A 14,997-nucleotide genomic window follows, 5' to 3' on the forward strand; every position below is an offset into this window, starting at 1 on the left:
ACGGCGCTCGGACCACGGCAGGCTCGGGCGGCGGCAGTACGCGGTGAGCCGGTCCATCGCACCCGTCATTGGCTACCCTTGGCTCAACTCAGAGCAAGGAGAAAGCAGTGCCCGAGTCCAAAGGCCGCGACCACAAGGCGACGGCGTACACCCCGCCCCGCACGAGCAAGGCCGCAGAGCCCAACCCCACCTGGTGGGCGCCCGTCTTCATCACGCTGCTCGTCCTCGGGCTGCTGTGGATCGTCGTCTACTACGTGAGCGAGTACAAGTACCCCATCGGGTCCATCGGGGTGTGGAACCTCGGAGTGGGCTTCGTGCTGCTCATGGGTGGATTCATCATGACGATGCGCTGGCGCTGACCGCCCTGCCGCCTCTGCCGCGGTTGAGGCCTGAGGCGCTCCGGCTGCGCACAAGACCACTGACGCCGGCTGTCCACACCTGTGGACAGCCGGCGTCGTCGTTCCCGGTCCACAGGTGTGGATGACGGCCGTGCACAACCCGGACTGCGCATCCCCGTGGTTATCCACACCTTTGTCCCCAGCTGGGGATGAATGACACGCGTGTAACTACGTCCACAGGTTTGTCCACAGCCGGTGGACAACTGCTGCGGGACTCGCGGACGACGCCTCGCCGGCCGGGCAGGGGCGAGCTCGCCCGCGCTGTGCCGGGCTGCGCGGCACGTGCCGGGCGCGCACGGGCGATGGCGCCGAGCGTCGCGGAGACGCAGGTGGAGGTGGCGAGCAGGAGCGTCGACGACGCCGTCAGCGGAAGTTGCTGGAGTCGATCATCCGGATGACGTCCGGAAGCAGGAGGTACTTCGCGACGGCGACGGCCACGAGGATCGCGAGCACGCCACCGAGGGCGGCCCACACCAGCTGACGGACGCGCTGACGCCGGAACGCCACGATGACGCCCGCGCACGCGAGCCCGGTGACGAGGCCGCCGAGGTGGGCCTGCCAGGCGATGCCGGGGTAGATGAAGCCGAACGCGGCGTTGATGGCGATCGTCGCGTACATCGCCGTGGACGAGCGCCCGAGGTGCCGGTTGAGCACGAGGAGGGCGCCGAAGAGGCCGAAGATCGCGCCCGAGGCGCCGACGACCTGGGTGATCCACCCGGGGTCCTGACCCGTCTCGAGCCCCTCCATCGTCGGTGAGCCGGCCAGCAGGGCGACGCCGACCTGGCCGCCGACGCCGCTGATCAGGTAGAGGGCGGCGAAGCGGGCTCGACCGAGCAACGGCTCGAGGTACTGGCCCAGGCTCCACAGCGCGAACATGTTGAGCAGGATGTGGAAGATCGTGTCCGGCGAGTGCAGGAAGGCCGCCGTGACGAACCGCCACGGCTCGGTCCATCCGAGGGCCGGTACGAACGCGAAGTCGCGGGTCACCGACGGGTCTGCGCGCTGCAGCAGGTAGACGACCGCACAGATCGCGATGATCGCGTACGTGACGACGGGCGTGCCGTCGGTCGCGCGGCCGCCGAAGATGGTGCGCCCCGTGGGGGCGGTGCGGGCGGCCTCGCGTACGCAGTCGACGCACTGGATGCCGACGGCCGCGGGCCGTTGGCACTCGGGGCACGCGGGGCGGTGGCAGCGCTGGCAGCGGACGTACGCCTCCCGGTCAGGGTGGCGCGGGCACACGGACGGACCGGCAGCGGGCTGTGGCACGCCCGGTTCCACCGGGGGCTGGCCACTGGTCGGGTTGTCAGACAACGGGATTCCCCCTGCCGGTCGCGTCCGTGGATGAGGTGGGGCGTCAGTCCTCGACGGTCACCGAGTTGATGACGACGTCATCGAGGGGCTTGTCGTTGGCACCTGTGGCCACCGCCCCGATCTTGTCCACGACGTCACGCGACGCCTGGTCGGCGACCTCGCCGAAGATCGTGTGCTTGCCCTGCAGCCACGTGGTGGCAGCGGTCGTGATGAAGAACTGCGAGCCGTTGGTGCCGCGGCCCATGCGCTTGCCGGCGTTGGCCATCGCGAGGACGTAGGGCTTGGTGAAGTCCTTGTCGGGGCTGATCTCGTCGTCGAACGTGAAGCCCGGGCCGCCGAAGCCCTGTCCGAGCGGGCAGCCGCCCTGGATCATGAAGTTCGGGATGATCCGGTGGAAGATCAGGCCGTCGTAGAACGGGGTCGGGTTGGTGCGTCCCGCCTCGTCCTTGTACTCCTTCTCGCCCTTGGCGAGGCCGACGAAGTTCTCCACCGTCTTGGGGGCCTGGTGCTCGAAGAGGTCGACGACGATGTCGCCGTGGTTCGTGTGCAGGGTTGCCTTCATGCGCCCAATCCTCGCACGGCGGATGAGCACGTATGCCGTCCGGCCGGGTAAGCGTGAGTATGACCGATGGGAGGCGGAACGCTTCCGGTGGACCCGCCGTTGCCCAAGGAGAAGGATCATCCTCATCGCCAGATGAGGACGCGACCCGATGAGCCGCCGGGCCCGGCCCGGCGCAGGACGGAGTGCCGATGTCGTTCATGGACAAGCTGAAGAAGAAGGCCGAGGAGCTCGACCTCGAGACCAAGGCGAAGCACCTGCAGGAGGCCGCGGCACACGCGGCGAAGCAGGCGCGGGAGAAGGCGGGCGACTTCGCCGCCGAGAACCGCGAGAAGATCGACGGCTACGTCGAGTCGGCGACCGCCAAGATCGACGAGAAGACCGACGGGAAGTACCACGACAAGGTCGTCAAGGTGAAGGACCAGGTCGCCAAGGGCGTCGACAAGGTCGCCGAGGGCCACACGGCAGGACCGACGACGGCCACGGGCGCGGCCGCGGCCGCCGGTGCCGCCGACGTGACTCCTGGTGCGGCGTACCCGGTCGACCCCGAGGCGCCGACACCGGCGGACCCGATGGCTGACCCGACGGCCGCGACTCCGGTCGACAGCGGTTTCGACGCCGCGGCCGGCGACCTCCCGGCCCCGACGCAGGAGTCGCTCACCGACACGACGCTCGAGGACACCGTCCTGGGGCTCGACCACCCGCCCGCCACGCAGGGCCACACCGACGCACCTCAGCCCGAGGACGCCGACCGCGGGACCGACCGCAGGACCGACCACGGAGCCCAGCCGCCGCACGACGCCACGAGCTGAGTGGTCGAGGCGCACGGCGTTCGCGACCGGGCGTTCAGGCGGGTGCCACCCGCACGCCGCAGCCCTCCGTGCGGTTCGTGGCCGAACTTGGCAGGATGGGTAAGGACGAGAGGACCTAGGAGGACGCATGTTCCGAACCAAGCAGTCCCGCACGGAGGCTGCCGTCGACCACGCGCGAGCCACGGCAGCCGATCTCGGGTCGGCGGCCGGTGATCGGCTCGGCTCCCTCAGACATGGTGCCGCCGACTCGGCGAGCGAAGCAGCGGCCGTTGCCAGGGACCGGGCGCATGCCGCCCGGGAGGCCGCCACACCGGTCTTCCACGACGCTGCCGACGCGGCACGCGAGCGCTTCCTCGCGGCTCGCGAGGCCGCGGCCCCGGCGCTGCACGATGCCGCCGACGTGGCCCGTGACCGGTTCCACGACGCGGCCGCGAGCGCCCGCGAGGTCGCCGGCGAGGCGCTGCACGAGGCGGCCGACCGGGCCCGGCCCAGGGTCGAGGCGGCGCAGTCGACGCTCGTCGACTCGGTGCTGCCGAAGGTGGGGGCCGCCATCGCGACCGCCGCCGCGGCCCTCGCAGCCGGCGCCGAACAGGCCCGTGACGCGGCCCAGCCGCACCTGGAGCAGGCCGCCGCGCAGGCGCGGGAGACCGCTGCGGTCAGCGGGCACCGCGCCCAGGACGCCTACGCCGTGCTCAAGGGCGACGCCGTCGCGAAGAAGCGGCGCGGCAAGGGCAGGTGGCTCATCGCCATCGGCCTGACCGCCGCGGCCGTGGCAGCGGTCGCGGCATTCCGCAAGCAGAAGGAGGCCGACGACCCGTGGGCCACCCCGCTCGACTCCCGAGCGACGGGCGTGGCGGGTACGACGGGTGCCGTCAGGACCTCGGACACCGCGACCCTCAAGGACAAGGCAGCCGAGCAGGTCGGGCACGCCAAGGAGGTCGTCGCCGACGCCGCGAGCAAGGCCAGGGAGAAGGGTGCCGAGCTCGCCGACGCGGCCAAGGACAAGGCGGGAGACCTCGCCGCCAAGGGCCAGGCCGCGATCGCCGACGCGAAGGACCGCTCCGGCGAGGCCATCGACGACGCGACCGACCCCTACGGCGCCGACACCGAGGAGCCGGCCGCCGCTCCGGCGAGCCAGGGACAGGTGACCGCCGTCGACCCGGCGCCCGACTCCGACGCGATCACGTCGGACGCCGTCGAGGGCGGCACGGTCAACGGGGCCTCGACGAAGGCGTCGCCACGTGGGTCGGCCAAGGCGCGGATGGCCAAGGAGCAGGGCGACCGTTCGAGCTGACGGAGCGCGACGGGCGCGTCCCACACAGAGAAGGACCCGGCTGCCTGAGGCATCCGGGTCCTTCTCTGCGTGAGCTGGCTCGCACCGACAGGGGGACAGTGCGAGCCAGCACAAGCAGAAGGGCTGGGCGCGGTTCGTGCGGGCCCAACCCTTCGCTGCACCCAGTCTAGCCATGAACTGGCTGGTTGCGCGAGGGGCTCGATGAACTTTGCATCACATTGAGCGTGTCAGTACTGGTCCTTCCACGCGAAACGCCCGCGAGATCCGGCCCCGAAGAGGGTCGGACGAAGCTGCTGTGACGAGCATGGCACCACGCCCGGCGTTGCGCCAGAGGAAGCGAGCCGTGGATCGACTGTGGACCGGGCGGCCGGTCGGGCCTTCTCGCTCGGGTCGAGACCCCGGCCGGGAGTGTGCGAGATCGCCGGGTTGTCCGTTGTCCCGCGAGTACGATCGACGCAGGAACTGCGGCACCATGAGGTGGGCCGATGGGCATGATCGTCGACGTGCGGCTGGACGAGCGGGAGGCGGACGCCTCGCGCATCGACGCCTTGCACCGCAACGTCCTCGAGGAGCTGCGCCACGCTGACGACCTCGAGGTCGCCACGGCTCGGACCGTCGGTCCACCCGGCACTCGGGCCGTCGACGTCGCGGCCCTGAGCAGCCTCGCGATCGCGGTGCTCGGATCCGGGGGGCTCACGGCGCTCGTCGCCACGCTGCGTGGCTGGCTCGCGCGGGACCGCGGCACGACCCGGACGGTGCGGCTCGAGATCGACGGCGACGTGATCGTGCTCACCGGCGGGTCGTCCGCGGAGGAGCAGCGACTGCTCGACCTGTTCCTGGGCCGGCACGAGGCGCCGAGATGACCTCCCTGCCGGGCGCCCCGGAGAGTGCCGGGACGCGCCGCGCCCTCATCATCGCCAACGACACGTACGAGCACGCCAGCCTCACCCAGCTGCGTGCGCCCGAGGCCGACGCGCGGGCCCTGGCCGAGGTGCTCGGCGACCCGGACATCGGCGGCTTCGACGTGTCCGTCGTCCGCAACGAGGCGTCATACGAGGTGCAGGCGCACATCGATGACCTCTTCGCCGACAGCCGGCCGGATGACCTGCTCCTGCTGCACTTCTCCGGGCACGGGCTCAAGAGCGACACCGGCGAGCTCTTCTTCGCGGCCCGCAACACGCGTCCCGACAGACTGGGCTCGACGTCGGTCTCAGCCGACTTCGTGCAGCGGTGCATGCGATCGGCCCGGGCGCGCACCATCGTGCTCTTCATCGACTGCTGCTACGGAGGGGCCTTCGGTGAGGGAGTGGCGGTGCGCGCGGCAGGCCCCGTCAACGTCGTCGACAGCTTCCCCGCCGGTCGGCTCGGCGGCGGGCGCGGACGCGCGGTGATCAGCGCCTCGAGCGCGATGGAGTACGCCTTCGAGGGGACGACGCTGACGGCGGACCACCAGCCGCAGCCGTCGGTCTTCACCTCGGCGCTCGTCGAGGGCCTGCGCAGCGGCGAGGCCGACCGCGACGAGGACGGACTCGTGGCGCTCGGCGAGCTCTACGACTACGTCTTCGACCGGGTGCGCGAGCAGAACCCGCGCCAGACCCCGGGCCGCGACGTCGAGATGTCGGGCGAGGTGTACCTCGCGCGGAGCAGGCGCAGGCGGATCCGGCCGGTGCCGATCTCGGAGGCGTTGAAGTCTGCTCTCGGCAACCCCGACCCGACCTATCGACGCGGTGCCGTTCTCGAGCTGCGCGACCGGCTCGCGCACGAGGACCTCGGCGTGGCACTGGGCGCCCTCGAGGCCCTGCGCGAAGTGGCCCGCTCCGACACGAGGTCGGTGGCCGACGACGCCATCGCGGTCATCGACGCCGCCGCACCCAAGGTCACGCCGACAGAGCTCGACTTCGGCGACCTGCACCCTGATGCCGACGTCGCCGTGGAGCGCGAGCTGCACGTGCACGGCCTCCCCATCGCACGGGAGGTCCGCGCGGAGGCGGAGCCACCACTGTCCGCGGTCGTGGAGGGCGGGACGGTCACCGTGACCTTGTCCCCGTCCGGTCGCGCGTACACCGGCACCGTGACCCTGATCGGGCCGACGGGATCGGTCATCGTGCCGGTCGAGGCGCGGGTGGCCAGCCGGTGGGAGAGTCCCGCGGCCCCGGCACCGCCCGAAGCGCCGGTCGCGGCCCCGGCTCCGGACGAGCCGGCCGCCGTGGTCCCATCAGTGGTCGAGCCGCCCAGCACAGCGGGTCCCGAACTGGCTGAGCGTCGACTCGCCCCGGTCGACCCCGAGCACCAGCCGGTCGTCGAATCGGCTGGACCGTCTCCCGAGCCGAGCCAGGAGCCAGAGACCGAGCCGGCCGGTCACACGGCTGGTACGGCCTACCTCCGCAAGCCGGTCGAGAGTCCGGCAGCGCCCGAGCGTGCGCTGGGCTCATGGCCGGTGTGGGGCCTGTTCCTCGGCGCCGTCATGGTGCTGGCCGGTGCCGGGTCGTGGGAGGACAGCCAGTCGGCGTACGTGACGTTCGAGATCCTCCTGGGCCCCGGCCTGCGCGCCCTGCTCGCCGTCGTCGCCGGCATCCTGCTGCTGGCTCCGCGGGTCCGCACGGGCGTGGCGGCCGGCTTCCTCACCGGCACCGCCGCAGCGGCGGGCATCGGGGCCCTGACCACTATGGGGAAACCGATCGAGAAGGGCGGGCTCGAGTCCCTGCTGGGTGGCTGGTGGCTGGCCTTCGTGGGACAGTCCCTCATCGCCGCCACGGGGCTGGTCGCCGCAGCCGTCGTCGCGTGGCGGGCGCCGCTCCCACGGGGTCCCATCGCCTGGCGTGACCCGGGGACGTATGCCGTACTTGCCACGGGTGGTCTCACGACCATCCTGTACCTCGGCTACGCCGGCTACGTGGGATCTGCGGACGGCTCAGGGTACGGCTACTACGCGGCGACGTACTACGTCTGGGGCCTGATCACCCCGGCGATCGTCCTCTTGTCGCTCGCAGCCAGACCCAGTGCGGCCGGACGACTGATGGCGCTCGCGTGGTCGGTTGCCGTCGTCGGCTTCGCGCTGTCTGAGTGGCTGGTGCTCACCAGTCGCTCCGCCGAGTCGATGGGCATGCCCTGGCTGGTCGTGACGGGGCTGCTCCTCGCAGTCGCCGGCGGCTTCATCGGTCGTCGCGCAGCGCCTCAGTGACGGAAATGCCCGTTCAGCCGGGCTGCTCGGCGAGTCGGTCGTAGGCGCGGAAGGCGTTGTCGCGCGCGGTCATCCCGATGACACGGCGGGCGTCGTCGAGGGACCACTCGTCGTCGTCGACGAACCGGCCCAGCACCGTCGCCATCGCGTTGCGCCAGAGCCGGGCGCCGAGGAAGTGCAGCTCCGACGGGCCACACGCGTCCGAGCTGTAGAGCACCTTGTCGAACGGTGCGAGCTCGAGGCTGCGGGCCACGAGGGCGGCCGACCGGGCGCCGAGGTGGTTGACGGCGAGCCCGACGTCGAGGAACACGTTGCGGAAGCCCTGGGCGAGGTAGCCGGCCTCGCGCTCGAACGGGTAGCAGTGCAGAAGCAGGACCGGCACGCGCGCGATGCTCGGGTCCCGCAGCAGGTCGGTCAGCAGGAGCGGGTCGGAGCGGCGCAGGTGCATGTCGCGGTCGCCGAGCCCCACGTGCAGCTGGATGGGCAGTCCGAGGTCGGCGGCCTCGTGCAGACCGAAGGCGATGAGGCGTGGGTCCGCAAGCCTTGCCGGGTCACCCCGGTGGAGCCAGGCGTCGACGTGGTGCTCGACCTCGCGATCTCCGGGCCGGCCCAGGTCGACGTCGAAGCCGGCGCGGTACGCGAGGACGGACTTGGCGGCGACGGCCCCGAGCGAACGGCGCTCGAGCAGCTCACGGAACCGAGCGGCATACGTGCTCGGGGTGACGCCGTCGGCGACGACCTGTTCCGCCAGCGACTCGAGACGCACGATCTCGACGGCGTGCCCGCCGCCGGCCTCGGCCAGGGCCGCAGGGGAGAGCAGGTCGTCGGTGCGGAACCCCGTGTCGACGAGCCAGTGACTGACTCCTGCGGCGGTCAGGAAGCGACGGTTGACCTCGTCCTCGCTCAACGCCGCGCGGACCGTCCAGTAGTCGTCGGCGGAGGCATGCCGTTCGAGTCCGAGCACGGGCGCGCACCAAGCACGGATGGCGACGCCGATCTGGCTGTCGAACGGGTTCGTCTGCGGCGGAAGGGGATCGGTGTCTACCTCGTTGAGCGAGTCGCCGTATGCCGTTCGGCTCGGAGCGTCTCTCAGGGCGCCGTGCACGTGGTGGTCGACGAGCCGGGTCTCGTCGAGCTCTCGGACCAGGTCGGCAGCGGCGCCGGTCCAGCGGTCGGCCATCAGATGGTCCACGCGAGCCGGAGCCGGTCCGCCACGTCGCTCGGGTCCAGGTCGCCGAAGACCTCGCCCTCGCGGCGGCGGACGGCGAGGAGCGCCGCAGCCGCCTGCTCGCCGAGCACACGCTCGGCGACCGAGCCGGTGAACGCGTCGAGGATCGCCACGTGGTCCGTGTGAACGAGGTGCAGGCCCGTCGCCGCACGATCCTCGGAGTCGAGCTGGCCGACGTCGAAGGTCGTCTCCGGCGGGAGCAGGAGGGTGCGCTCGATGCCGTCGAGGGCGAGACCGAGGATGACGGCCGACGCGAGGTAGGGGTTGGCCGACGGGTCGACGAGCTTCACCTCGACGTTGGCGCCGTGCGGGTTGGCCGGACCGGGGGCGAGGTAGCGCACGGCCGCCTCGCGGTTCTCGGTGCCCCAGCAGACCGTCGCGCCCGACCACATCCCGGGTTGGAGACGCAGACCGGACAGGACCGACCCGGTGAGCACCGCCTGGGCGCCCATGAGCCCGTCCAGGATGCCGGCGATCGCGTGCCCGCCCCGGACGGTCAGGCTGTCGGACCCCGATGCCGCCTCGTCACCGAAGAGGTTGGCACCGGCGGACGCGAGGGACACGTGCTGGTGCGCGCCGTTGCCGACGAGACCCGCGAAGGGCACGGGCGAGAACGACGCGGCCAGGCCGTGCGCACGGGTGACGATGCCGATGACGGTCTTGAGCAGGATGACGGAGTCGGCAGCCTCGACCGGGGACTGCGGGGCGAGGGAAAGCTCGAGCTGGTGGGCGCCGTACTCCGCGTGGACCTGCTCGACGCCGAGCCCCGCCGCGGCCGCCGCCTCGACGATCTCGCCGATCAGTCTCGACCGGTCGGCGATCGCCGAGAGCCCGTACGGGGTCCACGAGCCCGCTGGCAGCGCCGAGCCGTCGGGCGCGACGAGGACGAATTCGAGCTCGTGCCCGACAAGAGGGCTCAGGCCGGCGCCCTCCAGCCGGGCGACGGTGCGTGCCAGGATGCCACGGGGCTCGGTCGGGTCAGGCTCGCCCTCCTGGGTGACGGCACACGTCGGCCCGGCGGCCAGCCCACCAGGCAGCACGCGTACGGCCTCGGGGACGAGACGCAGGCGCAGGTCACCGACGGCGTCGTAGAACGGCGTGAGCTGGATCGACGCGTCGAGCGAGTACCCGTTGTAGACGGGCGACATGCCGGCGCCGGCGGTGACGAAGGCGGCGGTGCGCGCGACCGGCATGGCCTTGGCGTAAACGAGGTTCGAGGCGTTGGTCGCCCACCCCGCGACGATGCGTACGCCCTGCCGGGTGAGTGACTCGGTGAGCTCGGTCGGCTCGGTGGGGTCGCTGTCGCTCATGACGGCAGTCTGCTCCGGTGAGCAGCTCGCGGCGACAATTGGGGCGACGTGATCGCGCGTCAGGTCGTGCGTTTCCGGTCGCCTCGTCGGGAGTTCACGACGTTCCGGTCCGGAAGGTGCCGGGGCAGGAGCATCCTGACCCCATGGCAGGCAGCGAGGCGCCGAGGAGCATGTCCATCCCCTTGACGGCATTCGCCGTCGGAGCGGTGGTTGCGCTGCTCCTGGGGGTGTTCGGAAAGGTGCACGACCCGACCCTCGCCGGCACGACGACGCTCGGTTTCCGCACGGTCATCGACATGAAGGTCGTGCTCTCCGTGGTGATCGGAGTGCTCGCCGTGCTCCAGCTCATCGGAGCGCTCTGGATCTACGGCAAGCTGGGCCTCAGGGCGCCGTCCTGGCTCGGCACCGCACACCGGACCTCCGGCGCCATCGCGCTCGTGCTCATCCTGGTCGTCGCGTACCACTGTCTCTGGGCGCTGGGCCTGGAGACAGGGACCTTCGCCGACGGCGAGCCCGTCCCACTGCGGACGGTCGCGCACGGTGTGCTCGGCTGTGCCGTCATCGGTGCGGCGGTGGTCAAGGTGGTGGCGGTCCGGTCGAGGCGCGCACCCGGATGGTTCCTCCCCGTGGCCGGCGGCCTGCTCTTCGCGCTGCTCGTGGCCGCCGTGCTGACGTCGGCCGTCTGGTACATCGGCGCCAAGGGCTGGCCGGGTTCGGGTGGCTAGGGCTGAGCTCGTGTGCAGGCGACGTGACGGAGGCCCTTCCCGACACGCGGAAAGGGCCTCTGACCTGGGTGGAGCCAAGGGGACTCGAACCCCTAACCCCCTGCTTGCAAAGCAGGTGCGCTACCAATTGCGCCATGGCCCCTGATGGGGAGAGCCGCCTCAGGCCGAGGTCGATGCCTCGTCGGTCGCCGTGGGACCGGGAGCCGGGTTGACCGGTGCCTGCACGTCGTCCGTGGCCTGCGTCCACAGGTCCTGCTCGGCCTGCTGCTGCTTCGCCTTCTTGCGAAGGAACAGGAGGCCTGCGACGGCGCCACCGATGAGGGCGAGACGCTTCAGCATGGGGCGATCCTCTCCGTGGTGGCGGTGATGGTGGGCCTAGGAGGACTTGAACCTCCGACCTCTTCCTTATCAGGGAAGCGCTCTAACCGTCTGAGCTATAGGCCCATCGTCACCTTCGCGCGCTCAGTCGACCCGTCGGAACGGATGACCGGACGCGAGGGGAAACGTTACCTGATGCCCCGGGCAACCTACAAAACGGTTCGCGACCAGCCCCAGACAGCCGTATGCCGGCCCGTGGGCGCCCCGCCACGGGCGGCCGCCCCAGCCCGGCTGGAATCGGGATCAGTCGTCGGTGAGGGTCAGCTGCACGCCACCGACGAGGGCCGAGCAGATGTTGTAGAGGAAGGCCATGACGGTCGCGATCGCGGTCATCAGGATGACGTCGATGACACCGATGACGATCGAGAGGGACACGACCCGGCCGAAGCCGACGTAGTCCTTGATCGAGAAGGGGTCGGACGTCGTCGTCTGCAGCGACTGGAGCACGCCCTCGATGTCGGTGAAGACGTTCATCGTCGACAGGATCATCCACAGCACGGCCGTGAGGATGACGCCGGCGATGCCGAGCGCCACGGAGAGCAGGAAGCTCATCTTCATGACCGACCACGGGTCGACGCGCGCGACAGCGAGACGGACACGGCGCGGTCCCTTGTGCTTGCGCTGGGCCCCTGGGCGCGAGCCTGCGGCCGTGGCGGCCCCGGCATGGCCGGCGCCGACGCGCTGAGTCGGGGCGGTGCGGTTCGTGACCGCCCCGCGCGACAGGGTGTGGCCCGGGTCCGCGCTCGCCGCCCCGGACGCGCCGGCCGAACCGGTCAGGCTCGAACCGGCCGTGGTCGAAGCGGACGGACCGGAGCCCGAACCCGACGGGCCGGAACCGCTCGAGGAGTAGGTCGAACCGTTGGAGCCGTAGTAGCCGGAGCCGCTCGAGGTGGACTGGTCGCTACGGCCGGACGTGCCGGCTGACTCGGAGCTGGTCCGCGTCGACGCGCCGGACGCGCGCCCTGATTCACGGGACCCGCCGGTAGCGCCGGGCCCACTGCGGGGACCTTCGGGGCTGCTCGTGCTCATTCGTCACCTCCGGTGTCGCCCTCGGACGAGCCGGCCTCGTCGTTCGACGTCTCGTCAGACGGTACGCCATCGGCGGCGGGAACCGTAGCCGGCGCTCCCGTGCCGGTCGGCTGGTCGACGCTCTCACCGGCCTCGATCTCCTCGACGGCGATCTCTGACTCGGCGTTGCGGGCGACGGCGACGATCGAGTCACCCTTGTCGGGGGTCGCGAACTTCACGCCCTGCGACGAACGGCCGGTGTGGCGCACCTCGTCGACGCGCGAGCGCACGATCTTGCCCTTCTCCATGACGACCATGACCTCGTCGGTGTCGATCACCGTCAGGGCCCCGACGAGGTCGCCGCCCTTGTCGGAGAGCTTGGCGACCTTGATGCCGAGGCCGCCGCGACCCTGGAGGCGGTACTCCGAGACGGGGGTCCGCTTGGCGAGACCGTTCTCGAAGACGACGAACACGTCAGGGCTCTCGCCCTCCTCGACGACCGACATCGCGAGCAGGTCGTCGCCGTCGCGGAACTTCATACCGGTGACGCCCGAGGTCGACCGGCCCATCGGTCGCAGCGCCTCGTCGGTGGCGGTGAAGCGCACCGACATGCCCTTGCGCGAGACGAGGAGCAGGTCGTCGCGGTTGGACGCGAGTCCGGCGCCGACGAGCTCGTCTCCCTCACGGAGGTTGACCGCGATGAGACCGCCCGAGCGGTTCGAGTCGTAGTCGGCGAGTCGGGTCTTCTTCACGAGGCCCCCCCGCGTCGCGAGCACGAGGTAGTCGGCCGACTCGTAGTCACGGATGGCGAGCACCTGCGCGATCTGCTCGCCCGGCTGGAACGCAAGCAGGTTGGCCACGTGCTGGCCCTTGCTGTCGCGCGAACCCTCGGGCAGCTCGTAGGCCTTGGCCCGGTAGACGCGTCCGAGGTTGGTGAAGAAGAGCAGCCAGTGGTGGGTGGTCGTCGTGAAGAAGTGCTCGACGACGTCCTCTCCGCGGAGCGACGCGCCACGCACGCCCTTGCCGCCACGCTTCTGCGAGCGGTACTGGTCGACCCGGGTGCGCTTGGCGTAGCCGCCCCGGGTGATCGTCACGACGACGTCCTCCTCGGGGATGAGGTCCTCCATCGACATGTCGCCGTCGAAGGGCACGATCGTCGTGCGGCGCTCGTCGCCGTACTTGTCGACGATCGCCTGCAGCTCCTCCGAGACGATGTCGCGCTGGCGCTGGGGCGAGGCGAGGATCGCGCGGTACTCGTCGATCATCTCCTGCAGCGCGTCGTGGTCCTGCTGGATCTTCTCGCGCTCGAGGGCGGCGAGCCGGCGCAGCTGCATGTTGAGGATCGCCTGGGCCTGCACCTCGTCGATGGCGAGCAGCTCGATGAGGCCGTCGCGCGCGATCTCGACCGTGCGCGACGCGCGGATGAGGGCGATGACCTCGTCGAGCATGTCGAGGGCCTTGAGGTAGCCCCGCAACAGGTGGATGTCGGCCTCGGCCTTGTTGAGCCGGAAGGTCGTGCGCCGGACGATGACCTCGATCTGGTGGTCGACCCAGTGCCGGATGAAGCCGTCGAGCGGCAGCGTGCGCGGCACCTCGTCGACGAGCGCCAGCATGTTGGCGCCGAACGTCGTCTGTAGCTGGGTGTGCTTGTAGAGGTTGTTGAGGACGACCTTCGCGACGGCGTCACGCTTGAGCGTGATGACGAGCCGCTGGCCGGTACGGCCCGAGGTCTCGTCGTTGATGTCGGCGATGCCCGAGATCTTGCCGTCCTTGACGAGGTCGGCGATCTTCATCGCGAGCATGTCGGGGTTGACCTGGTAGGGCAGCTCCGTGACGACGAGTGCCTGGCGGTTTCCGACCTCCTCGACGTTGACGACGGCCCGCATGATGATCGAGCCGCGACCCGTGCGGTAGGCATCCTCGATGCCGCGGTGGCCCATGATGAGCGCGCCGGTCGGGAAGTCCGGGCCCTTGATGATCGTCAGCAGGTGCTCGAGCAGCTCCTCCCGACCGATCTCGGGGTTCTTGAGGTAGTACTCGGCTCCGGCCGCGACCTCGCGCAGGTTGTGGGGCGGGATCTGCGTCGCCATACCGACCGCGATGCCCGCCGACCCGTTGACGAGCAGGTTGGGGAAGCGGCTCGGCAGCACCGCCGGCTGAAGCGTTTTACCGTCGTAGTTGGGCACGAAGTCGACGGTGTTCTGCTCGATGTCCCGCACCATCTCCATGGCGATCGGGGCCATCCGGCACTCGGTGTACCGCGGGGCGGCCGCACCGTCGTTGCCGCGGGAGCCGAAGTTGCCCTGGCCGTCGACGAGCGGGTAGCGCAGCGACCAGTCCTGCACGAGGCGCACGAGGGCGTCGTAGATCGCCGAGTCGCCGTGCGGGTGGTAATGACCCATGACGTCGCCGACGACGCGAGCGCACTTGTTGTAGCCCCGGTCGGGGCGGTAGCCACCGTCGTACATGGCGTAGACGATGCGGCGGTGCACGGGCTTGAGGCCGTCGCGCACATCCGGCAGCGCACGCGACACGATGACCGACATGGCGTACTCGATGTAGCTGCGCTGCATCTCGTTGTTGAGGTCGACGGCTTCGACGCGGTCCGTCTCGTCGTCGCCCCGCACGATCGGGGCCGTGCCCTGGTCGACGGTCTCGTCAGGCGCGGTCGAATCGTCGGGCGTCTCGTTGACGTCGTCCCCGTCGATGGGAGGCAGGTCGTCGCTCACGTCAGTCCCTTTGTCTCTCAGTCGGATTCAGTGCAGTAGCGGGGGTATGCCGGGTGGCGACGTT

The 14,997-nt window shown here is 70.7% G+C and carries 13 protein-coding genes and 2 tRNA genes; 6 read left to right on the top strand and 9 right to left on the bottom strand.

Annotated elements, in window-relative coordinates:
• The first annotated feature begins 107 nt into the window (after positions 1 to 107).
• On the top strand, positions 108 to 359 hold the full coding sequence (locus H9I49_RS03155; RefSeq protein WP_188028851.1) for a cell division protein CrgA: 252 nt from the start codon (positions 108 to 110) through the stop codon (positions 357 to 359).
• A 402-nt stretch (positions 360 to 761) separates the two neighbouring features.
• Here H9I49_RS03155 and H9I49_RS03160 read toward each other — a convergent pair whose 3' ends face one another.
• A complete protein-coding gene (locus tag H9I49_RS03160; protein ID WP_370587405.1) occupies positions 762 to 1,664 on the bottom strand; it encodes a rhomboid family intramembrane serine protease in 903 nt (300 codons plus the stop codon).
• 88 nt (positions 1,665 to 1,752) lie between these two features.
• Entirely contained in the window at positions 1,753 to 2,271 is a 519-nt protein-coding gene (locus tag H9I49_RS03165) for a peptidylprolyl isomerase (protein ID WP_188028852.1), read from the bottom strand.
• 188 nt (positions 2,272 to 2,459) lie between these two features.
• On the opposite strand from H9I49_RS03165, the gene H9I49_RS03170 reads away from it, so the two are divergent.
• The 4 genes from H9I49_RS03170 (at position 2,460) to H9I49_RS03185 (ending at position 7,555) form a co-directional block, all read left to right on the top strand.
• Positions 2,460 to 3,080, top strand: a complete 621-nt coding sequence (locus H9I49_RS03170; RefSeq protein WP_188028853.1) for an antitoxin — start codon at positions 2,460 to 2,462, stop codon at positions 3,078 to 3,080.
• Between the two features lie 127 nt (positions 3,081 to 3,207).
• Positions 3,208 to 4,374, top strand: a complete 1,167-nt coding sequence (locus H9I49_RS03175) for a hypothetical protein (protein WP_188028854.1) — start codon at positions 3,208 to 3,210, stop codon at positions 4,372 to 4,374.
• Positions 4,375 to 4,859: 485 nt separating this feature from the next.
• Positions 4,860 to 5,237, top strand: a complete 378-nt coding sequence (locus tag H9I49_RS03180) for a hypothetical protein (protein ID WP_188028855.1) — start codon at positions 4,860 to 4,862, stop codon at positions 5,235 to 5,237.
• Positions 5,234 to 7,555 (top strand): caspase family protein, encoded by a 2,322-nt coding sequence (locus H9I49_RS03185; protein WP_188028856.1) that lies wholly within the window; start codon positions 5,234 to 5,236, stop codon positions 7,553 to 7,555. The genes H9I49_RS03180 and H9I49_RS03185 overlap by 4 nt, the downstream gene beginning before the upstream one ends.
• 13 nt (positions 7,556 to 7,568) lie before the next feature.
• Here the strand turns inward: H9I49_RS03185 and H9I49_RS03190 are convergent, their stop codons facing one another.
• Positions 7,569 to 8,735, bottom strand: coding sequence for an amidohydrolase family protein (locus H9I49_RS03190; protein ID WP_188028857.1), 1,167 nt, complete (start codon positions 8,733 to 8,735; stop codon positions 7,569 to 7,571).
• On the bottom strand, positions 8,735 to 10,093 hold the full coding sequence (locus H9I49_RS03195; RefSeq protein ID WP_188028858.1) for a glutamine synthetase family protein: 1,359 nt from the start codon (positions 10,091 to 10,093) through the stop codon (positions 8,735 to 8,737). Before H9I49_RS03195 ends, H9I49_RS03190 begins: the two co-directional genes overlap by 1 nt.
• Before the next feature lie 143 nt (positions 10,094 to 10,236).
• On the opposite strand from H9I49_RS03195, the gene H9I49_RS03200 reads away from it, so the two are divergent.
• Positions 10,237 to 10,818: a DUF6529 family protein gene (locus tag H9I49_RS03200; protein ID WP_188028859.1), complete on the top strand. Its 582-nt coding sequence runs from the start codon at positions 10,237 to 10,239 to the stop codon at positions 10,816 to 10,818.
• A gap of 69 nt (positions 10,819 to 10,887) precedes the next feature.
• On the opposite strand, the gene H9I49_RS03205 is transcribed toward H9I49_RS03200, so the two are convergent.
• The 5 genes from H9I49_RS03205 to gyrA all read right to left on the bottom strand — a co-directional run bounded on the left by H9I49_RS03205 (position 10,888) and on the right by gyrA (position 14,933).
• A tRNA-Ala gene (locus H9I49_RS03205) sits at positions 10,888 to 10,960 on the bottom strand.
• A 17-nt stretch (positions 10,961 to 10,977) separates the two neighbouring features.
• Positions 10,978 to 11,157: a DLW-39 family protein gene (locus tag H9I49_RS03210; protein WP_188028860.1), complete on the bottom strand. Its 180-nt coding sequence runs from the start codon at positions 11,155 to 11,157 to the stop codon at positions 10,978 to 10,980.
• A 28-nt stretch (positions 11,158 to 11,185) separates the two neighbouring features.
• Positions 11,186 to 11,262: transfer RNA gene (locus H9I49_RS03215), tRNA-Ile, on the bottom strand.
• Positions 11,263 to 11,439: 177 nt separating this feature from the next.
• On the bottom strand, positions 11,440 to 12,225 hold the full coding sequence (locus H9I49_RS03220) for a DUF3566 domain-containing protein (protein WP_188028861.1): 786 nt from the start codon (positions 12,223 to 12,225) through the stop codon (positions 11,440 to 11,442).
• Positions 12,222 to 14,933: a DNA gyrase subunit A gene (gyrA, locus tag H9I49_RS03225; RefSeq protein WP_188028862.1), complete on the bottom strand. Its 2,712-nt coding sequence runs from the start codon at positions 14,931 to 14,933 to the stop codon at positions 12,222 to 12,224. Before gyrA ends, H9I49_RS03220 begins: the two co-directional genes overlap by 4 nt.
• Between the last annotated feature and the right edge of the window lie 64 nt (positions 14,934 to 14,997).

Origin of the sequence: Terrabacter sp. MAHUQ-38 (assembly GCF_014518425.1) — a bacterium.
Lineage (GTDB): Bacteria > Actinomycetota > Actinomycetes > Actinomycetales > Dermatophilaceae > Terrabacter.